The organism is Streptomyces sp. DSM 118878 (assembly GCF_052936595.1).
Genome location: NZ_CP193622.1, coordinates 6,186,856 through 6,205,792, shown reverse-complemented (window position 1 = coordinate 6,205,792; position 18,937 = coordinate 6,186,856). Strand labels below are relative to the sequence as shown.

Annotated in this window: 19 protein-coding genes; 1 reads left to right on the top strand and 18 read right to left on the bottom strand. The window is 71.9% G+C overall.

Annotated elements, in window-relative coordinates; translation table 11 throughout:
- Positions 1 to 102: 102 nt before the first annotated feature.
- From dprA to ACRAKF_RS27650, 15 genes are all read right to left on the bottom strand, one after another.
- On the bottom strand, positions 103 to 1,263 hold the full coding sequence (dprA, locus tag ACRAKF_RS27720; protein WP_447040257.1) for a DNA-processing protein DprA: 1,161 nt from the start codon (positions 1,261 to 1,263) through the stop codon (positions 103 to 105).
- Positions 1,260 to 2,879: a YifB family Mg chelatase-like AAA ATPase gene (locus ACRAKF_RS27715; protein WP_447040256.1), complete on the bottom strand. Its 1,620-nt coding sequence runs from the start codon at positions 2,877 to 2,879 to the stop codon at positions 1,260 to 1,262. The genes dprA and ACRAKF_RS27715 overlap by 4 nt, the downstream gene beginning before the upstream one ends.
- On the bottom strand, positions 2,879 to 3,286 hold the full coding sequence (locus ACRAKF_RS27710) for a YraN family protein (protein ID WP_447040255.1): 408 nt from the start codon (positions 3,284 to 3,286) through the stop codon (positions 2,879 to 2,881). The genes ACRAKF_RS27715 and ACRAKF_RS27710 overlap by 1 nt, the downstream gene beginning before the upstream one ends.
- 124 nt (positions 3,287 to 3,410) lie before the next feature.
- A complete protein-coding gene (locus ACRAKF_RS27705; RefSeq protein WP_003965949.1) occupies positions 3,411 to 3,719 on the bottom strand; it encodes a DUF2469 domain-containing protein in 309 nt (102 codons plus the stop codon).
- A gap of 55 nt (positions 3,720 to 3,774) precedes the next feature.
- Positions 3,775 to 4,284 carry an NUDIX hydrolase gene (locus ACRAKF_RS27700; protein ID WP_447040254.1) on the bottom strand — a complete coding sequence of 170 codons (510 nt, stop codon included), beginning with the start codon at positions 4,282 to 4,284 and terminating at the stop codon, positions 3,775 to 3,777.
- Positions 4,274 to 5,029, bottom strand: coding sequence for a signal peptidase I (gene lepB, locus ACRAKF_RS27695; RefSeq protein WP_447040253.1), 756 nt, complete (start codon positions 5,027 to 5,029; stop codon positions 4,274 to 4,276). Before lepB (ACRAKF_RS27695) ends, ACRAKF_RS27700 begins: the two co-directional genes overlap by 11 nt.
- Before the next feature lie 80 nt (positions 5,030 to 5,109).
- Positions 5,110 to 6,072: a signal peptidase I gene (lepB, locus tag ACRAKF_RS27690; protein WP_447040252.1), complete on the bottom strand. Its 963-nt coding sequence runs from the start codon at positions 6,070 to 6,072 to the stop codon at positions 5,110 to 5,112.
- Positions 5,957 to 7,042 carry a signal peptidase I gene (gene lepB, locus ACRAKF_RS27685; RefSeq protein WP_447040251.1) on the bottom strand — a complete coding sequence of 362 codons (1,086 nt, stop codon included), beginning with the start codon at positions 7,040 to 7,042 and terminating at the stop codon, positions 5,957 to 5,959. Before lepB (ACRAKF_RS27685) ends, lepB (ACRAKF_RS27690) begins: the two co-directional genes overlap by 116 nt.
- The gene (lepB, locus tag ACRAKF_RS27680; RefSeq protein ID WP_447040250.1) at positions 7,035 to 7,751 is read right to left on the bottom strand and encodes a signal peptidase I; all 717 of its coding nucleotides are present in this window, start codon (positions 7,749 to 7,751) and stop codon (positions 7,035 to 7,037) included. The genes lepB (ACRAKF_RS27685) and lepB (ACRAKF_RS27680) overlap by 8 nt, the downstream gene beginning before the upstream one ends.
- A 45-nt stretch (positions 7,752 to 7,796) precedes the next feature.
- Positions 7,797 to 8,147 (bottom strand): 50S ribosomal protein L19, encoded by a 351-nt coding sequence (rplS, locus tag ACRAKF_RS27675; protein ID WP_447040249.1) that lies wholly within the window; start codon positions 8,145 to 8,147, stop codon positions 7,797 to 7,799.
- A gap of 131 nt (positions 8,148 to 8,278) precedes the next feature.
- The gene (gene trmD, locus ACRAKF_RS27670; protein ID WP_447040248.1) at positions 8,279 to 9,100 is read right to left on the bottom strand and encodes a tRNA (guanosine(37)-N1)-methyltransferase TrmD; all 822 of its coding nucleotides are present in this window, start codon (positions 9,098 to 9,100) and stop codon (positions 8,279 to 8,281) included.
- Positions 9,100 to 9,672: a ribosome maturation factor RimM gene (rimM, locus tag ACRAKF_RS27665; RefSeq protein WP_447040247.1), complete on the bottom strand. Its 573-nt coding sequence runs from the start codon at positions 9,670 to 9,672 to the stop codon at positions 9,100 to 9,102. The genes trmD and rimM overlap by 1 nt, the downstream gene beginning before the upstream one ends.
- A 93-nt stretch (positions 9,673 to 9,765) precedes the next feature.
- Positions 9,766 to 10,005, bottom strand: coding sequence for an RNA-binding protein (locus ACRAKF_RS27660; RefSeq protein ID WP_030361979.1), 240 nt, complete (start codon positions 10,003 to 10,005; stop codon positions 9,766 to 9,768).
- Positions 10,006 to 10,007: 2 nt separating this feature from the next.
- Positions 10,008 to 10,445: a 30S ribosomal protein S16 gene (gene rpsP / locus ACRAKF_RS27655; RefSeq protein WP_447040246.1), complete on the bottom strand. Its 438-nt coding sequence runs from the start codon at positions 10,443 to 10,445 to the stop codon at positions 10,008 to 10,010.
- A gap of 191 nt (positions 10,446 to 10,636) precedes the next feature.
- On the bottom strand, positions 10,637 to 11,233 hold the full coding sequence (locus ACRAKF_RS27650; RefSeq protein WP_447040245.1) for a hypothetical protein: 597 nt from the start codon (positions 11,231 to 11,233) through the stop codon (positions 10,637 to 10,639).
- Between the two features lie 438 nt (positions 11,234 to 11,671).
- On the opposite strand from ACRAKF_RS27650, the gene ACRAKF_RS27645 reads away from it, so the two are divergent.
- Positions 11,672 to 12,562, top strand: coding sequence for an SAM-dependent methyltransferase (locus tag ACRAKF_RS27645; protein ID WP_447040244.1), 891 nt, complete (start codon positions 11,672 to 11,674; stop codon positions 12,560 to 12,562).
- 36 nt (positions 12,563 to 12,598) lie between these two features.
- On the opposite strand, the gene ftsH is transcribed toward ACRAKF_RS27645, so the two are convergent.
- The 3 genes from ftsH to ACRAKF_RS27630 all read right to left on the bottom strand — a co-directional run bounded on the left by ftsH (position 12,599) and on the right by ACRAKF_RS27630 (position 18,863).
- Entirely contained in the window at positions 12,599 to 14,527 is a 1,929-nt protein-coding gene (gene ftsH / locus ACRAKF_RS27640; RefSeq protein WP_447040243.1) for an ATP-dependent zinc metalloprotease FtsH, read from the bottom strand.
- 117 nt (positions 14,528 to 14,644) lie between these two features.
- Positions 14,645 to 16,198, bottom strand: a complete 1,554-nt coding sequence (ffh, locus tag ACRAKF_RS27635; protein ID WP_447040242.1) for a signal recognition particle protein — start codon at positions 16,196 to 16,198, stop codon at positions 14,645 to 14,647.
- Positions 16,199 to 16,409: 211 nt separating this feature from the next.
- Positions 16,410 to 18,863, bottom strand: a complete 2,454-nt coding sequence (locus ACRAKF_RS27630) for a [protein-PII] uridylyltransferase (RefSeq protein ID WP_447040241.1) — start codon at positions 18,861 to 18,863, stop codon at positions 16,410 to 16,412.
- Positions 18,864 to 18,937 lie beyond the last annotated feature (74 nt).

Below are 18,937 nucleotides of genomic sequence, written 5' to 3'. Positions count from 1 at the left end.
CTAAGGTGTCCCTGTCGTCGCAGTGTGTGACGGCATCGACGCGCCAACTCGGCCATTCCGCAAGGGCCGTCGAGAGTCATCCGTCCGGCGGAACACGCTCGGTCACGATTCACCTCCGCCGGGGAAGACGGCCGGCTTCGCCTGGCGTGTCAACTGCCAGCCGTCGCCGTGTCGTTCGACGAACCCCATCGATTGAAGTTCGTACAGGCGCCCTACGGCGTCGTCCTCGGACGTGCCCCCGCCGACCGCGAGGTCACGCGCCGTCGCCCGCCCCCGCGCGGGCAGGGCCGCCAGGACGCGTGCCGCCCCCGGGTCGAGAAGGTCGCGCGGCAGCACGGGGCCGCGCCGCTCCGGAGCCAGCTCGCCCATGCCTCCGACCAGCTCGACGACTTCCGCGGCGTCGGTCACGAGGGCAGCGCCTGCCCGCAGCAGCTCGTGCACCCCGGCGGAGAGACCGCTCGTCGCGGGCCCAGGAACCCCCATGGTGAAGCGCCCCAGCTCCTGCGCGGAGCGGGCCGTGGCGAGCGCCCCGCTGCGGTACGCGGCCTCGACCACCACCGTCCCCCTGGTCAGGGCGGCGATGACCCTGTTCCGCTGGATGAAGCGGCTCGGCGTCGGATGGTCCCCCGGCGGCAACTCGCCGACGACCAGGCCCTGTTCCGCGATCCGTCCGATCAACTCGGCGTGGCCGCGTGGATAGGGCCGGTCCACCCCGCACGCCAGCACGGCCACGGTGGCTCCCCCCGCGCCGAGCGCCCCGCGGTGCGCGGCGCCGTCCACTCCGTACGCCCCACCGGAGACCACGATCCAGCCGCGCTCGGCCAGCCCCGCCCCGAGCGTGGCCGCCATGTGCGCGCCATACCCCGTGCAGGCGCGTGAGCCCACGACGGCCACCGACCGCAGTGCCCATATCCGCAGCGAGGGCCGGCCCCGCACCCAGAGCCCGACCGGCCGCCCGTCACCGAGGTCGTCCAGCGGGGAAGGCCACTCGATGTCTCCCGGGCACACGAACCGCGCCCCGACGTCCCGCGCCACCGCCAGGTCCCGCTCCGGCCGCGGCTCGGCGGCCCGCGCCCGCAGCCCTTCCCACCGCCGTGCGCTCACCCCGGGCAGCGGCTTCTCGCCTCGGAGGCCGTGCAGCACCTCGACCGGACCGCGCTCGCGCAGCCACCGGCCGCCGATCGTGTCGCCGGGTTCGAGCACGCGCGTCAAAGCGGCCCTGGCCAGTCGCTCCTCGTCGGTCGGCGGGCCCACCCCGGTCACCGCGCCGCCCCGATCGCCGTCGGGACGCCGCGTGAGATTCCCGTACGCAGTTGCAGTGCGAGGGCGACGTCCTGTGCGCAGGGCCGGTCGTGTCCCGCGAGGTCCGCGACGGTCCATGCCACCCGCAGGACGCGGTCGAGGCCGCGGGCGGTGAGGAAGCCACGCTCCAGGTCCAGCTCGGCCGCGTCCAGCGCGCCGGGGACGGCGGGCCATCGGGTGCGCAGGGCGTGTCCGGGAACTTCGCTGTTGGTCCGCCAGCCGGTGCCGGACAGCCGGGCCGCCGCTCGCTCCCGTGCGGCGCGCACCCGGTCGGCGACGGTCCGGGTGGACTCGCCGCGGGTGGCATAGCCCGCCAGTTCGGAGCGGGTGACGGCCTCCACCTCCACCCTGAGGTCGATCCGGTCGAGCAGTGGGCCCGAGAGCCGGGCCTGATAGCGCCGGATGACGGAGGCGGGGCAGTCGCAGCCGTCGCCGAGCAATGTGTGCCGTCCGCAGGGGCAGGGGTTGGCCGCGAGCACCATGAGGAACTTCGCGGGCAGCCGCACCACGCCGGCGCTGCGGGCGATGACCACGTGACCCGATTCGAGGGGCTGCCGCAGGGAGTCCAGGGCCTGGCTGCTGAACTCCGGCGCTTCGTCCAGAAAGAGCACCCCCCGGTGAGCCAGTGATACCGCGCCCGGCCGCGCCAGTCCCTTGCCGCCGCCCACCAGGGACTGCATCGTCGCGGAGTGGTGGGGCGCGCAGTAGGGCGCGGCGTCCAGCATCGGCCTGCCCAGCGGCAGCATGCCGGCCACCGAGTGGACGGCCGTCACCTCCAGGGAGTCCTCGCGGCTCAGCGGCGGCAGGATCGCCGGCAGCCTCTCCGCGAGCATGGTTTTCCCCGCGCCCGGCGGACCTTGCAGGAAGAGGTGGTGCGCCCCGGCGGCGGCCACCTCGATGGCGGTCCTCGCCGCGGCCTGTCCCACGACGTCCGCCAGTTCCAGCGCGTGGGCGTCGTCCAGCGCGCCGCCGAGACCTGTGCCGACTCCGGTGCCGGGGACGCAGAGGCCCGCGAGCATCGGGTCGGGTCGCCCTGGTTCCTCCGGTTCCTCGTCCGGCACCGGCTCGTCGGTGAGCACCGCGACGAGCTGCCGCAGGCTGCGCACACCGAGTACCGAGACGCCCGGCACCAGTGAGGCCTCGGCGGCCGTGCACTCGGGGACGACCACCTGCTCATAGCCCGCGTCCGCCGCCGCGAGGACGGCCGGCAGGACCCCCCGCACGGGCCGCACCCGTCCGTCGAGTCCCAGCTCCCCGATCATGACGATGTCGGCGAGCACCCTGGGGTCGATGCGCTCGGCCGCACCGAGGACGGCACAGGCGACGGCCAGATCGAAGCCGCTGCCGCCCTTGGGCACCGAGGCCGGGCTCAGCCCCACGGTGAGCTTCTTCTGCGGCCACTCACCGCCCGAGTTGACCACGGCGGCCCTGACGCGGTCGCGGCTCTCCGTCAGGCTCTTGTCCGGCAGGCCCACCAGCGTGAACGCCGCCACGCCCGGCTCCAGGCCGGCCTGCACCTCGACCACGACGCCTTCGACGCCCACCAGCGCCACGGAACACGTACGCGCGAAGCCCATCACGCCACCCCCCGCGCGTGTTCGACGACGGGGGCGCCGCGTCGCGGGAGCAGGATGCCGACGAGGTCGATGCGGACGCCGCCCGGCGGTGGGCCGCCGCGCTCCTCGATCCAGCGCTCGGCCAGCCGCCGGAGCCGCTCCGCCTTGCCCGGGCCCACGGCCGCCATCGGATGCTCGAACAGCGTGGAGCCGGCCAGGCCCGCTCTGCGCGTCTTGACCTCGCAGACGACGAGGGCCTCGCCGTCCAGGGCCACGATGTCGATCTCGCCGGACCTGCCCGCGCGCCAGTTGCGCGCCAGGACCGTCATCCCCGACTCCACCAGCCGCCGGGCGGCCAGTTCTTCGCCGTACCTGCCGAGTGCTCCACGTGCGTTCATGTCGGCACCACCTCCGACACACACGGTCACGGATCCGCTCGCACCTATTGGATCTTGGTGCGTTACTCGCCGGTTGTGGACAACTCCGTCACCCTGACGAGGGCCTCAGCCGGGGATGACCGGCGACTCAGCCGGAGTGACCGGCGACTCAGCCTCAACCCCCGGGCAGCTCGAGATCGCTCTTGTTGAGCTCCTCGATATTCACGTCCTTGAACGTGAGAACGCGCACCTGCTTCACGAACCGCGCCGGCCTGTACATGTCCCACACCCAGGCGTCCGCCATCGACACCTCGAAGAACACCTCACCCTGGACGGAGTGCACCTGCATCTCATAGTCATTGGTGAGGTAGAAACGCCGCTCGGTCTCGATCACGTATTTGAACAGACCGACGACATCGCGGTACTCCCGGTAGAGCTTCAGCTCCATCTCGGTCTCGTACTTCTCGAGGTCCTCGGCGCTCATGGCATGTTCCCCTTCAGCCGTGCGTCCCCCTATTGTGCGTCAGCCCCGAGAGCCCCTACACGATTTCCGTGTCCAGGACCTCGGGCCGCTCAGGGGGCCCTTCGTCGAGCAGTCTGCGCAACAGCTCGGCGAGTCTGGTCGGGTACACCGTCTCATGACCCCCGGTCAGTTCCCGGCACGTCCACCAACGTGCTCCGGCGACACTGCGGCGCTCCAGCTCCGTCAGGCCCTCCGCGGCGATCGTCGTCCGTGCCGTGCGCGCCAGGTAATACCACTCGTCCTGGTCCCAGCGCCGCCCGTCGAAGGGGAAGGAGCAGACCCGCCGCCACAGGACGGGCCCGAGCTCGACCTCCGTGATGCCCGTCTCCTCGCGCAGCTCACGCAGCGCGGCCTCTTCCCGCGTCTCGTCGCCCTCCACGCCGCCGCCCGGCGTGAACCACCAGTCGTCGGCCGGATCCCCCGGCTCGTGGCCGTGCAGCAGCAGAATGCGGTCTTCCGGATCGAGCACGACCACCCGCGCCACCCTGCGCAGCGGCCGTCCCGCCAAAGAGGCCTCAGCCGACACGAGCCGCCTCCGCCGCACGGCCCCTGTCGCGTCCGCGCCCGACCCGCTTGGCCACCGGCCCGTACGCCGCCCCGCCGAGCACCAGCGCCATGCCCACGACGATCGCGATCACCATCAGGCGCAGCGGTCCGGGCTCGGAGAGGCCGCCCGGCATGTCCGCGAAGCCCTCGGGCCGCTCCAGCATGCCGAACTTGTCCATGGGCCAGGCGACCGCGTCGACCCGGGCCTGCACCGCGCCGCGCGGCACCGAGCCCTTCTCACCGTCGCCCAGGTGCACGCTGGAGTCCATGGAGCCGCTGCGCTCGTCGCCCAGCAGGAACAGGCGCCCTTCGGGGACCGTCGTGGCGGGGATGCCCGTGGCCGCGGCGCCCGTGCCGTCGGGGAGATAGGGTTCCGCGATTTCCTCGCCGTTGACGGTCAGCTTGCCGTCCTCGCAGCAGGCGATCTTGTCGCCGCCCACGCCGACCACGCGCTTGACCATCGGCAGGTTGCCCCAGGTCGACTGCTCGAAGACGACGACGTCACCGCGGCGCACCTCGTCGCCGTCGATGCGCTGGGCGAGCACGCGGTCGCCCGCGCCGATCGTCGGCGTCATCGACCCGGTGGGCACCGTGTACGGCTGGTACAGGACCGCGCCCCAGACGAATCCGCCGAGGAACAGCACACAGCCGAGGGCCACGGCGACGCCCGACAGCATGCTGCCCAGCCGTCCGTGGCCCTCGGCCGTACGACGTGTCCTGCTCATCCCAGTGCTCCCCCGTCTCGGAGACGACCCCGCCGCCCACACCCGCGGACGGCGGAAGATCGGTGATCTGGGACGGCACCCTACCCGGCGGTAGTGCCGCCAGAAACCCTCGCGGCCCGCCCGGCGGCGACCGTGAGGCGGCGTCGGCGCCACAGCACGATCGGCACCGCGCCCGCGAGGCCGAGGGCGCCGGGAGCGGCGCTCGACAGGGCGTTGAGACCCGACTGGTCGAAGGTGTCCGGCTTGGGCAGCGTCGCCCAGCGGGTGGGCGGCCAGGCGATGACGATGGCACGGCCCACGACGTTGTCCACGGGGACCGCGCCGCCGCCGGGCTGGTTCTGGTGGTAGCGGGAGTCCAGGGAGTTCTGCCGGTGGTCCCCCATGACCCAGATCTTGCCCGGCGGTACGGTGACCTTGAACTGGCCGCCCTGGTCGTCGGAGCTGCACGGGGTGTTGCCCGCGAAGACGTAGGGCTCGTTCAGCGCCTTGCCGTTGACCTTCACCGGGCCCGTGCCCTTGCACTCCACCGTGTCGCCCGCGACACCGACGACGCGCTTGATGAGGTCCTTCTCGTCGGCGGACGGCATCAGGCCGATCCAGCCGAGGACCCGCTGGATCGCGTTCGGGTCGGGGGTCGGCTCGCCGTCCAGCCAGTGGCCCGGGTCCCTGAAGACGACGACCTCGCCGCGCTCGGGCTCGGAGCCGAACCACGGTGTCAGTTTGTCGACGAGAACGCGGTCGCCCTGCTGCAGCGTGTTCTGCATCGAGTCCGACGGGATCGAGAACGCCTGGACCAGGAAGGACTTGATGATCAGCGCCAGGACGAGGGCGATGCCGATGAGGAGCGGCAGCTCCTTCCAGAAGGACCGCGGCTTCTTCGGCGGCCCGATGGCCCGCTCGCCTTCCGTGCTGTCGCCGTCCCCGGCGTCATTCCCGGGGTGTGCGCCGTCCGCGGCGCCTTCGACGCCCGGCTCGTCGGATCCTCCCGGCCGCTCCTCGGGCCCCTCGTGTTCGGATCGTGCGCCGACCGCCAAATCCCCCACATCCACTCCTCAGTCCGTGCCACCGCCTGCCCCAGATGTGATGCAGGCCCACCACTCCCATAACGAGCGGGAGTTCCGCAGGGGTCGGGAGCCGGATCAATCCATGTCGATCGCCGAGGGCCACCCTATGCGAAGCCCCTGTGGCGGCGTCCGACGCCGCACGCGCGTCGGGCACGGACGCGTACGTCTCCGGCTCCTCCAGCCTGCGCCAGTGGCCGAAGGGCCAGGCGATGACGAGGGCTCGCCCGACGACCTGGTCCTCGGAGACGGTGCCGCTGAACTTCTCGGTGCGGTGGAAGCGGGAGTCGGCCGAGTCGCTGCGGTGGTCGCCCATCATGAAGAGGCGGCCTTCGGGGACCTTCACCCGGAACTCGAAGGCCGAGGGCTTGTCGCCGGGGTGGATGTAGGGCTCGTCGAGCGGTACGCCGTTGACGGTGACCTTGTCGTTCTTGTCGCAGCACTTCACGGTGTCGCCGCCGACGCCGATCACCCGTTTGATCAGGTCGCGCTCGCTGTCGGAGGGCAGCAGACCTATCTGGGTCAGGCCCTCCTTGACCTGCTTGACGACCACGGGGTCGTCCTTCTTCTTGCCCTGTTCCTCTTCGAGCCAGTTGCCGGGGTCCTTGAAGACGACGACGTCACCGCGCTCCGGCTTCGAACCGAACCAGGGGGTGAGCTTGTCGACCAGGACCCGGTCGCCGATGCGGATCGTCTGCTCCATGGAGCCGGAGGGAATCACGAAGGCCTGCACCAGGAAGGTCTTCAGGACGAGGGCTATGAGCAGGGCCACTCCTATGAGGAGCGGTATCTCCTTGATCGCCGAGCGCCGTCTGCGCCGCTTGACCTTCTTGGCGAGTTTGCGGCGCTCGGCCCGGCCGGGCAGGGCGGGACCGCTGGTCGGCCGGGAGCCCGTGGGCAGCCGGGTGTCGGCCGCGTGCCCCGCGGTCCGCGCCCGCCCGCGGTTACCCATGCGCGCCGCCCGGTTCGGGCACGCGCGCGTAGCTGTCGGGACGGTCCAGGGAGGTCCAGTGGCCGACCGGCCAGGCGATCCAGTCGGCCCGGCCGATGACCTCGGAGACCGGGACCATGCCGCCGCCCGGCCGGCCCAGGTGGTCCCGGGAGTCGCTGGAGTCACTGCGGTGGTCGCCCAGCAGGAACAGGCTGCCCTCGGGCACCACGACGTCGAACGGCACCTGCGAAGGGGCGTCCCCCGGGTACAGGAAGGGCTCGTCGACGGGCGCGCCGTTCACCTCGATCCTCCCCCGCTCGCAGACCACACGGTCTCCCCCCACGCCCACGACCCGCTTGATGTAGTCGGCGTCCCCGAAGTACCCACTGCCGTCGAAGACGACCACGTCGCCGCGGCGCGGCTCGGAACCGAAACGGTACGCCAACTTGTTGACGAGTACCCGGTCCCCGACCCGGAACGCGGGCTCCATGGAGCCGCTCGGGATCTGGAAGGGCTGCACCACGAAGGCGCTGACAAGGAGCAGGGTCCCCACGCACAGCAGGAACGTGGCGGTGTACCCGCCGCCCGGCAGCCGGGCGATCAGGGACATGAAAACGGAGCGCGACCGTTCCTCCGTCTCCTCGGGTGCTTCGGCGACGTCGGGGACGTCTCCGGGACCGGAGGGTGTGGAGGAGCGGTCGCGCTCCGTGTGCTGTGCTTCGCTGTCCATCGGGGCCAGATGCTATCCGGCCCCGCCATGCACCCGTGCGGGAGCTCAGCTGGCGCGCTTCTCCTTGATCTTCGCGGCCTTGCCGCGCAGCTCACGGAGGTAGTACAGCTTGGCGCGACGCACGTCACCGCGGGTCACGAGCTCGATCTTCTCGACGATCGGCGTGTGCACCGGGAAGGTGCGCTCGACGCCGACGGAGAAGGAGACCTTGCGGACCGTGAAGGTCTCGCGCACGCCGGCACCCTGGCGACGGATGACTACGCCCTTGAACTGCTGCACACGGGAGCGGTTGCCCTCGATGACGCGGACGTGGACGTTGACGGTGTCACCCGGGCGGAACGCGGGGACGTCGCTGCGCAGCGACGCGCTGTCGACGGAGTCGAGCAGGTTAGCCATGATCGTCTGCTTTCTTCACTGATGCCACAGGTCATCAGCGGTATGTGGTGATGAGGATTCGGTAGCTGATCGCGTCGGGCGGGCGTCATTCCCCCTGTGGCAGGGGCGCACGCTGGACGTACAGCAGCGGCCTATTCTTCCACGGCGTCGGGGTCTCGCCCAAATCGGCCGTCGGGACCGGGCCGCCATCCCAGGATCGAGAGCATCTCGCGGTCCTTCTTGTCGAAGGTGGCGGGGTCACAGCGCTCGATGAGGTCGGGCCTGTTGCGGGTGGTGCGGCGCAGCGCCTCGTCCCGGCGCCAGCGCGCGATCTTGCCGTGGTGGCCGCTGAGCAGGACGTCCGGGATGCCGTGGCCACGCCACTCGGGGGGCTTGGTGTAGACGGGCCCTTCGAGGAGGTTGGCCATGGCGCCGGGGGCGAAGGAGTCGTCCCGGTGGGACTCGGCGTTGCCGAGGACGCCGGGCAGGAGCCTGGCCACCGCCTCGGTGACGACCAGTACGGCGGCTTCTCCGCCCGCGAGGACGTAGTCGCCGATGGACACCTCGTAGACGGGCATCCGGGTCGCGTACTCGTCCATGACGCGGCGGTCGATGCCTTCGTAGCGGGCCGGCGTGAAGATGAGCCAGGGGCGCTCGGAGAGCTCGACGGCCAGCTCCTGGGTGAAGGGACGGCCGCTCGGCGTGGGGACGACGAGGACGGGCCCGTGGGCCCCCGTCTCGTACCCCTCGGCGAGTACGTCGTCGAGGGCGGCGCCCCAGGGGTCGGTCTTCATGACCATGCCGGGGCCGCCGCCGTAGGGAGTGTCGTCGACCGTGTTGTGGCGGTCGTACGTCCACTCCCTGAGGTCGTGCACGTTCACGTCGAGCCGGCCACGCGCGCGTGCCTTGCCGACGAGGGAGACGTTCAGGGGCTCCAGGTACTCGGGGAAGATCGTGACGACGTCGAGCCGCATCAGGCGCCGTCCTCCTGGGCGGCCGCTTCCTCGGCGGCGTCCCTGGCGGAGGCGATCTCCGCGCGGTCGTCGATGAGGCCGGGGGGCGGGTCGATGACCGCGCGCTGCTCTTCGAGGTCGATCTCGGTGACGATCTCCTCGACGAAGGGGATCATGACCTCGCTGCCGTCGGGGCGCTCCACGATGAACAGGTCCTGCGAGGGCAGGTGCGAGATCTCCGTGATGCGGCCGACCTCGGCGCCGTCCGTGGTGACCACGTCCAGGTCCATCAGCTGGTGGTCGTAGTACTCGTCGGGGTCCTCCGGAAGCTCCTCCGGGTTCACCTCGGCGATCAGGAGGGTGTTGCGCAGCGCTTCGGCGCCGGTGCGGTCGCGCACGCCCTCGAAGCGCAGCAGGAGGCGGCCGCTGTGCACCCGGCCGGTCTCGATGGTCAGCGGTCCCGTGGCGGCGGGGTCGGTGGCGAGCACGGCGCCGGGGCCGAGCCGCAGCTCCGGCTCGTCGGTGCGGACCTCGACGGTGACCTCACCCTTGATGCCGTGGGCTCGGCCGATGCGGGCGACTACCAACTGCACTGCGTTTCTCCTCATCCAACGACTACGGGCCGGGGAAGGCCCTGAAGCCATCCCCGGCCCGAGCCGGTGCTGCTGTGGTTCTGCGAAGCCGGTTCAGTGAACCTGGTCCACGTCGACGAGGTCGACGCGGACACCGCGGCCACCGATGGCGCCCACGACAGTGCGCAGAGCGCGCGCGGTGCGGCCGTTACGGCCGATCACCTTGCCGAGGTCGTCGGGGTGGACCCGGACTTCGAGGACGCGCCCGCGACGGAGGTTGCGCGAGGCCACCTGCACGTCGTCGGGATTGTCGACGATGCCCTTCACGAGGTGCTCGAGAGCCTCCTCGAGCATGCTCAGGCCTCGGTCGACTCGGTGGACGTGGCCTCGGCCTCGTCCGCCTTCTTGTCAGACTTCTTGGCCTTCTGGGTGATGGCCTCACCCTTGGCGTCGTCGCCCTCAAGGCCCTTGGTGAAGGCCTCGAACGCGGCGCGCTTGTCCTTGGGCTCGGCGACCTTCAGCGGCGCCGGGGCGGGCAGGCCCTTGTGCGCCTGCCAGTCACCGGTGAGCTTCAGGATGGCCATGACCGGCTCGGTCGGCTGAGCGCCGACGGACAGCCAGTACTGGGCACGCTCCGAGTTGACCTCGATGCGCGACGGGTTCTGCACCGGGTGGTACAGACCGATCTCCTCGATGGCCCGGCCATCACGGCGGGTACGGGAGTCGGCGACGACGATGCGGTAGTGAGGCGCGCGGATCTTGCCCAGACGCTTCAGCTTGATCTTGACTGCCACGGGAGTGGTGTCTCCTGGTCTTGACGTGGGTGGGCACAACGAAGATGCCGCGTGGGGTTGCGGTACTCGAGTGCCCGATGGACGCGTCAGCCGGAGGAGAGAGGGGTCCTATGCGACTGTCGAGTACAGCTAGCCATTGTGCCATACGTCGGCGGGGCGCCCGCACCCGGTGAGGGCGCCCCCGGTCCAGCTCAGCCCACGCCCGCGCCGACCACTTCCGGGATACGGAAAGGCTTGCCGCAGCCGCCGCACATGATGGGCGCCTGGGCGAGGACGGAGGGGACCACGCGCACATTGCGTCCGCAGTCGCAGACGGCCTTCACGCGCACGCCGCCCCCGGAGGAGCCGTGCCGGGCGGCCGGCCCGCGGAAGCTGCGCGCGGTGTCCGCGGTCGTCGCCACGGTGTGCGCCTTCAGGGCTCGCTGGAGCCGCTCGATCGTCGGGCGATACCGCTTGCGGGCCTCGGGATTCAGCGTGACCAAGGAGAAGCCGCTGCTGGGATGCGGTTCCTCCGGGTGGTCCAGGCCGAGCTCCTCGGCGATCGCGAGGAATCTGCGGTTGTGATAGCGGCCGGCTCGTGAAGTGTCGCGTACGCCGCGCGAGGCGGCGATGCCATGGACTGCCTCGTGAAGCAGTCGCTCGAAGGAGAGCTCGGCGCCGCAGGCGGACGACGACTCTCCGATCAGGGATTCGGGCGCGGCAAGGTCGGGCAGCTCGGAGTGGTGCCGCTGAATGTCGGCCCACGCCTGTGCCAGCTCTGCGGCGAGAACAGGTGGTGTCGTGCTCACGTCGTGACAACGAGCCGGGTGCCCTGGGGGTTCCATTCCGGGGCATCTCAAATAATTTGCACGTACCCGTCAGTTGCCATTGATGCGTCCGGACGAGGGCGGGTGCGCTGATCTGCGGAGAAGCCTCACAGCTCACACCAAGCCGGTACGTAGCGGCGCGTACGCCCCGGCGCGTAGGGCGCTTCCTCACGCCGACGGGCCATGACCGCGACGTTACCCGGCCTCTCCTCCGCCGCGGGCACCGCCCCGTTCGCGTCGGCGGCCTTTTCCCGGGGGGCGCACGACCGGGGCACGCAAGCAGTCCCCGACAACCTCTGGACGTCAGGACCGATGCGGAGTTCTCTGGCATACGGGGGAAGTGCGGGCGCACTGCACGGGGGCGGACGAACCGTTGACCACCGGAACGGCCATAACTCTCAGCGGATTGGGGCGCTTTCGATGACACCAACACTCGCGCAATCGCACCTTCCCCACGCGGGCTCAGCGCCCCGTGCGGACATGTGCGCACGCGCGCGTGACTGGGCGGAGATTCAGGAACGGATGCTGGTCCCGCTCTATGAAGCGGTGTACGAACGGCTCGAAGTGGGCCACGGCACCCGGTTGCTCGGCCTCGGCTGCGGCTCCGGGCTCGCCCTTCTGATGGCCGCCTCCCGGGGTGCCACGGTCACCGGCGTCGAGGCGTCGGCGCCCGAGCGGCTGGACCTCGCGCGGACACGACTGCTGCGGGACGCCACGGCGGACGCCGCGCCACGGCCACGCGCGCGTCGCGGCGCCGCGACTCTCGTCGAGGGCGGCCCGGCGGACGCGGCGGTCCCCGAAGCACCCGCGTACGACCTGATCACCGCGTTTCACCCGATCGGGTGTGTGGCGGGTGACTCCGAAGGGCTCTCCTCACTCCTGGAGGGAGCGGCTCCGCTCGCCGCGCGCGGCGCGAGCGTCGTGCTCGTCGGATGGGGGCCTCCGGAGCGCTGTGCGACCTCCACCGTTCTGCGGGTGGCGACCAAGCTCGCCGATCCGCTGCGCAGTACGGGAAGCTGGCGCCCGGCGCTCCGGGACGACCTGGAGGAGGTCGCCCAGCGGGCGGGGCTCAAGCCGGACGGCTCGGGGCGGGTCGCGTGCCCGTTCGGCTACGCGGACGTCGACAGCGCGGTCCGTGGGCTGCTCTCGACCGGCCTGTTCGACGCGGCGGTGGGCGCCACGGACCAGGAGCAGGTCGACAAGGAGCTGACGGAGGCGCTGCATCCGCACCGCAGGCACGACGGGACCGTGTGGATGTCGAACGTCTTCAGGTATCTGATCGCCCGTGTCCCCGGACGCCCGGAGTCCTGAGCGCTCCCGCCAGGCGGGGCGCCCTCCGCGTAGACGTCAGGTGCCGTTCTTGGTCACCCTGGTGATGCCCGCGACCCGGTAGGCGTGTGCCTCCTCCAGGGTCTCGTTCTCCAGCAGCGCCGCGGCCAGCGCGTCGAGCCGGTCGCGGTGCTCGCGAAGCTGGCGGCAGGCGCTCTCGTAGCACTGGTCGACGATCCGCCGCATCTCACCGTCGATCGTGTCGAGGGTCTGCGGGGCCGCCGCGAGCCCGTAGGCCTGCTGGGCGTCGCTCGGGAGCGCGGAGAAGCGGCCGACGCGCTCGCTCATGCCCCAGCGGCCGACCATGCCGCGCGCGATGTTGGTGACCTGCTCCAGGTCGTTCTCCGCACCGGTGGTGATGACTCCGTAGACGACGTGTTCGGCGGCCATGCCCCCCAGAGCACCGATGATGCGCCCACGGAGGTAGTCCTCGGTGTACGCGTACTTGTCGGAGTCCGGGGTGGACAGGGTGACGCCGAGGGCACGGCCGCGCGGCACGATCGTGATCTTGCGGACCGGGTCGGCGCCGGGCTGCAACATGCCGAGCAGGGCGTGACCGCTCTCGTGGTACGCCGTGCGCCTGCGCTCCTCCTCCGGCATGACCAGCGGCCGCTCGGCGCCGAGCTGGACCTTCTCCATGGCTTCGGAGAGGTCGGACTGCGTGACCGTGCGCTGCTTGCGCTTGACGGCGATGAGGGCGGCCTCGTTGGCGAGGTTGGCGAGTTCCGCGCCGGTCATGCCCGGGGTCGTACGGGCGACCTGGGCGAGGTCGACGTCGCCGGCCAGCGGGATGGCCCGCGTATGGATCCTGAGGATCGCCTCGCGTCCGCCGCGGTCGGGGGGCGAGACGTTGACGACGCGGTCGAACCGCCCGGGCCGGGTGAGCGCCGGGTCGAGGACGTCCGCGCGGTTGGTGGCGGCGAGCACGATGACGCCCTCCGCCCCCGAGAAGCCGTCCATCTCGGTGAGGATCTGGTTCAGGGTCTGCTCACGCTCGTCGTGACCGCCCATCCCTCCGCCGCCGCCCCGGGAGCGGCCGATGGTGTCGATCTCGTCGATGAAGATGATCGACGGCGCGACCTTGCGGGCCTCGGTGAAGAGTTCCCGTACCCGCGAGGCGCCCACGCCGACGATCATCTCGATGAACTCCGACGCGGAGGCCGAGAAGAAGGGCACTCCCGCCTCGCCCGCGACGGCACGGGCGAGCAGCGTCTTGCCCGTACCGGGTGGCCCGGCGAGCAGCACGCCGCGGGGCATCTTGGCGCCCATGGCGCGGTAGTCGTCCGGGTTCTTGAGGAAGTCGACGACGTCGTTGAGCTCGCCCTCGACCTCGTCGATGCCCGCGACGTCCTCGAAGGTCGTCCGCTTGGCGCCGGTCTCGATCTCGACCGGCTTGGGCGGGGTCTTCCGCCCGAGCATGCCACCGCCCATGCCCGCGCGCATGCGCCGCGCGATGAAGATCCACAGGACGACGAGCAGCAGCATGGGGGCGAGCGAGATCAGCAGGTTCGAGAGGAAGCTGCGCTCCTGCACCACGGGTTCGGCGGTGACGGTGACGTCATGCTCGGTCAGGTCGTCCCAGAGCTTGTCGTCGGCGAAGGCGGGCCGCTGGGTGGTGAACTTGGTGTACGTGCCCTTGCCGTCGCCGGGCTTGTCCTGCTCCTTCGTGAGCTGCCCCTGGATCGCGTCGCCCTTGGAGTAGATCTTCGTGACGTTGCCGGCGTCGACCTGCTTGCTGAACTCCGTGTACGAGATGGTCGGCTCGTCGCCGTCGCTGAAGAAGCTCAGCACGATGTTGGCGATGAGGTAGACGATCAGGGCCGTCAGGATGAGGCCGCCCCAGCCGCCCGGCATCTTCCTCTTCGGCGGCGTGGGCTCGGGCGAGGGCGCGCCCTCGGAGCGCCACGGCTTGTCGGACGCCCGGTCCGGCGACACGGGGTTGCTCATATCCGGACGTTACGACACATACGTTCTGCGGGCACCCGCTTCTGGAAACGCCTGGGGGCGCCTCCGGAACCGGAGGCGCCCTCAGGCGACGCGGAAGGCGTACGGGACGCCGCGCGCTCAGCCCATGAACTTCTTGAACTCGTCCGGCAGCTCGAAGTCCTTCCCGGCCGGAGCACCCGGCAGGCCGAGGGCGGACCCCGCCTGACCGGCGGCCTCGCGGCGGGCCGCGGCCTCCTGCTCCTCCTGCTTGCGCTTCATCGGGTTGCCGGACTTCCGCTTGCCCTTGGCCTGCTTCTGCTTCTTCTTCTGCCTGCCGGCACCACCGCCCATGCCCGGCATCCCGGGCATACCCGGCATGCCGCCGCCCTGGGCCATGCGGGACATCATCTTGCGCGCCTCGAAGAACCGCTCGACGAGGTTCTTCACGGCGCTGACCTCGACGCCGGAACCCTTGGCGATACGGGCACGCCGGGAGCCGTTGATCAGGGTCGGCTCGTGGCGCTCGGCCGGCGTCATCGACTTGATGATGGCGGCGGTGCGGTCGACGTCACGCTCGTCGAGGTTGGCGATCTGGTCCTTGATCTGCCCCATGCCGGGCATCATCCCGAGCAGCTTGCTGATGCTGCCCATCTTCCTGACCTGCTCCATCTGGGCCAGGAAGTCGTCGAGCGTGAAGTCCTTGCCCTTGCTGCTCGCCAGCTTGGAGGCCATCTGCTCGGCCTCTTGCTGGGAGAAGGTCTGCTCGGCCTTCTCGATGAGCGTGAGCATGTCGCCCATGCCGAGGATGCGGGACGCCATGCGGTCCGGGTGGAACGCGTCGAAGTCGTCCAGCTTCTCGCCGTTGGAGGCGAACATGATCTGGCGCCCGGTGACCTGCGCGATCGACAGCGCGGCACCACCGCGGGCGTCGCCGTCCAGCTTGGAGAGCACCACGCCGTCGAAGCCGACGCCGTCGCGGAAGGCCTCCGCCGTGTTGACGGCGTCCTGGCCGATCATGGCGTCGACGACGAAGAGGACCTCGTCGGGGCTGACCGCGTCGCGGATGTCCGCGGCCTGCTGCATCAGCTCCTGGTCGATGCCGAGGCGGCCCGCGGTGTCGACGATGACGACGTCGTGCTGCTTGGTCCGCGCGAACTCGATGGAGTCCTTGGCGACCTGCACCGGGTCGCCCACGCCGTTGCCCGGCTGGGGGGCGTAGACGCCGACGCCCGCGCGCTCGGCGACGACGCTGAGCTGGTTGACGGCGTTGGGGCGCTGGAGGTCGCAGGCGACCAGGAGGGGCGTGTGGCCCTGTCCCTTCAGCCAGAGGCCGAGCTTGCCCGCGAGGGTCGTCTTACCGGCACCCTGGAGACCCGCGAGCATGATGACGGTCGGAGGCGTCTTGGCGAACCGCAGGCGTCGCGTCTCGCCGCCGAGGATGCCGACGAGCTCCTCGTTGACGATCTTGATGACCTGCTGGGCGGGGTTGAGGGCCTGGGAGACCTCGACGCCGGCCGCGCGCTCCTTGATCTGCTTGATGAAGGCGCGGACGACGGGGAGGGCCACGTCGGCCTCGAGCAGGGCGATGCGGATCTCGCGCGCGGTGGCGTCGATGTCCGCCTCGGACAGACGGCCCTTGCCCCGGAGGTTCTTGAATGTCGCTGCGAGGCGGTCGGAGAGAGTATCGAACACGGCGGTCGCGAATCCTCGGGTCGAAGGGGGCACCCCCTGCTCCGGCGTGGCCGAGGCTCGGGGGAGGGTGACAGGTCGCCCTCCAGGGTATCTGCCACGGGTCAGTGCCTGGGGCTCTGGGCAGTTCTTCCCCCTGCGGCCGGCCTCGCCTCTCCTCGACGGTCCCCTGCGGCCGGCCCCGCCTCTCCCGGGCGGACCCCGGCGTCGTACGTCAGGCGGGTGCGCCCCGCAGTGCCGCCTCCACGCCCCGTGCGACCCCCGCCGCTCCCTCCCCCTCCAGCGGCAGGCCGTCCAGGCCCGTCACGTAGAAGGCGTCGACCGCGTTCGCTCCCAGCGTCGAGACGTGGGCGCTGCGTACCCGCACGCCCGCGTCCTCCAGCGCCCGCCCGATGCGGTGCACCAGCCCGGGGGCGTCCTGGGCCCGGACCTCGATGACCGTGGCGAGGCGGGAGGCGGCCGGGGCCACCGTGACGCGGGGCGGCGGCGCGACCGAGCCGCGGCGGCGGGGGTAGGCGGCGTCGCGCTCCGCGAGGCGGCCCGCGATGTCGAGCGAGCCGTCGAGCGCCCGCACCAGATCGGCCCTGAGCCGCGACACCTGCGGCAAGGACCCGTACTCCGCGGCGACCCGCCAGCTCAGCAGCAGTACGGAGGAGCCGACGCCGGACGGCAGCGGCACCTCCCGCAGCTCCGCCGTCCGCACCGCGAGCCGGTGCAGCGCGAGCACCCCGGCCGCGGCGGACAGCACTCCCGGCTGCTCGGGCACGGCCACGACCAGCTCCACGCCGAGCGCCTCCTCCTCCGAGGGCCGCAGCGCGAGGACCGGACCGCCCGTGCGGAACGCCTCCATGCCCAGCCGCTCCTGCTCCGCCGAGGGTGCGGCCCCGCCCGGCGACCCGTCCGCCGACGCGCCGTCCGGCTCGTCGCCGGAGAGCACCGCGTCCACCCGCTTGACCAGGTCGTCGACGAGCACGCCGCGCCACGCGGACCAGGCCGCGGGCCCGGTGGCCAGCGCGTCCGCCTCGGTCAGCGCGTGCAGCAGCTCCAGCGTCCCCGCGCAGCCGACGGCCTCGGCGACACCTCGTACCGTCGCCGGATCGTCGAGGTCGCGTCGCGTGGCCGTCTCGACGAGCAGCAGGTGGTGGCGGACGAGGCGGGCGAGGACGGCCACGTCGGCGGGGTCGAAGCCGATCCTGGCCGCGACGTCCCGCGCGATGGTCTCCCCGGCCACGGAGTGGTCCCCCGGCCAGCCCTTGCCGATGTCGTGCAGCAGGGCCGCCACGAGGAGCAGGTCGGGGCGCCCCACCCGCCGGGTCAGCTCGGCGGCCCGTACCGCCGTCTCCACGAGGTGCCGGTCGACCGTCCAGGTGTGGACGGCGTTGCGCTGCGGCCGGCACCGCACCCGCTCCCAGTCGGGCAGGAGCCGGGTGATCAGCCCCTCCGCCTCCAGCGCCTCCCACACCTGCACGGTCGGCCGTCCGGCGCCGAGGAGCGTCACGAGCTGCTCCCGCGCCTCGGCGGGCCACGGCGTGGGCAGGGGCCGCGCGGCGGCGGCGAGACGGCGTACGGCGTGCAGGGACAGCGGCAGCCCGGCCTGCGCGGCGGCCGCCGCTGCCCGCAGCGGCAGGACCGGGTCGCGCTCGGGCCGCGCGGCGCGGGCGAGCACGGCCTCCCCGTCCTGTTCCACGACCCCCTCGGCCAGCGGCGTCCGCTCGGCCGCGGTCCTGCCGCCGCCCAGGACGGCCCGCAGCCGTGGCCGTACAGCCCTGGCCCGCAGGACGCGGCCGACCTCGCGCCAGGTGACGTCACCGGCGTAGGAGACGACGCGGGCGGCCTCGTACACCTGGCGCAGCAGTGTGTCGGCGTCCAGCAGGTCGAGCCCGGCGGCGACCTGGTCCTGCTCCTGGAGGGCGAGCCGGTCGGTGGCCCGTCCCGTGGCCAGGTGCAGCGCGTCGCGGACGTCGAGCAGCCGCCGCTGGGCGTCGGCGAGGCCCTCGCGCGGGGCGTCGGCGAGCCAGGAGGCGGCGACGGCACGCAGCGCGGTGAGGTCCCGCAGCCCGCCCCTGGCCTCCTTGAGGTCGGGTTCGAGCAGATGGCCCAGCTCGCCGTGGCGCTCGGCCCGTTCCTCGCACAGCTCGCGCAGCTCGGGCAGCCGCTTGGGCGCCTGGTTGCGCCAGTCGGCGAGGATGGCGGCCCGCAGGCCGGCGGTCAGCCCCGCGTCGCCCGCGATGTGCCGCGCGTCGAGCAGCCCGAGGTGGACCTTGAGGTCCTCGGCGGCGGTCCTGCGGGCCTGGGACGGCGTGCGCACGGAGTGGTCGAGGGCGATCCCGAGGTCCCAGACGGGGTACCAGAGGCGGTCGGCGAGGGCGGCCACGCGCGCGGCGTCGTTGCTGCCGTCGTGGAGCAGGAGCAGGTCCAGGTCGCTGCGCGGCGAGAGTTCGCCGCGGCCGTATCCGCCGACCGCGACGAGCGCGGTGCCCCGGGGCACGCCCTCGGGGCCGCCGCCGGCCTGGAAGAGCCCGGTGAGCCAGCCGTCGGTGAGGCCGGAGAGGGCGAAGCGGCGCGGCGGCCCGGACCGCGACTCCTCGGTCAGGAGCCGCAGCCGGGCCGCCGCGTAGCCGCCGGGTCCGGAGTCTTCCGTTTCTTTTCGTACGTCCATGCCCGTCACCCGGCAGCTCCTGTCCAGTCCCGAATCGATCCTGCTCGGTCCCGCTCGGTCTCGCTCGGTCTCGCTCAGTGGCG

Excerpts from the sequence above, each read along its gene's own strand:
- lepB (WP_447040250.1), bottom strand. The coding sequence starts at position 7,751 with ATGGACAGCGAAGCACAGCACACGGAGCGCGACCGCTCCTCCACACCC.
- ACRAKF_RS27715 (WP_447040256.1), bottom strand. The coding sequence starts at position 2,879 with ATGGGCTTCGCGCGTACGTGTTCCGTGGCGCTGGTGGGCGTCGAAGGC.
- lepB (WP_447040251.1), bottom strand. The coding sequence starts at position 7,042 with ATGGGTAACCGCGGGCGGGCGCGGACCGCGGGGCACGCGGCCGACACC.
- lepB (WP_447040253.1), bottom strand. The coding sequence starts at position 5,029 with ATGAGCAGGACACGTCGTACGGCCGAGGGCCACGGACGGCTGGGCAGC.
- ftsH (WP_447040243.1), bottom strand. The coding sequence starts at position 14,527 with ATGAGCAACCCCGTGTCGCCGGACCGGGCGTCCGACAAGCCGTGGCGC.
- trmD (WP_447040248.1), bottom strand. The coding sequence starts at position 9,100 with ATGCGGCTCGACGTCGTCACGATCTTCCCCGAGTACCTGGAGCCCCTG.
- ACRAKF_RS27645 (WP_447040244.1), top strand. The coding sequence starts at position 11,672 with ATGACACCAACACTCGCGCAATCGCACCTTCCCCACGCGGGCTCAGCG.
- ACRAKF_RS27705 (WP_003965949.1), bottom strand. The coding sequence starts at position 3,719 with ATGAGCGCCGAGGACCTCGAGAAGTACGAGACCGAGATGGAGCTGAAG.
- rplS (WP_447040249.1), bottom strand. The coding sequence starts at position 8,147 with ATGGCTAACCTGCTCGACTCCGTCGACAGCGCGTCGCTGCGCAGCGAC.
- ACRAKF_RS27660 (WP_030361979.1), bottom strand. The coding sequence starts at position 10,005 with ATGCTCGAGGAGGCTCTCGAGCACCTCGTGAAGGGCATCGTCGACAAT.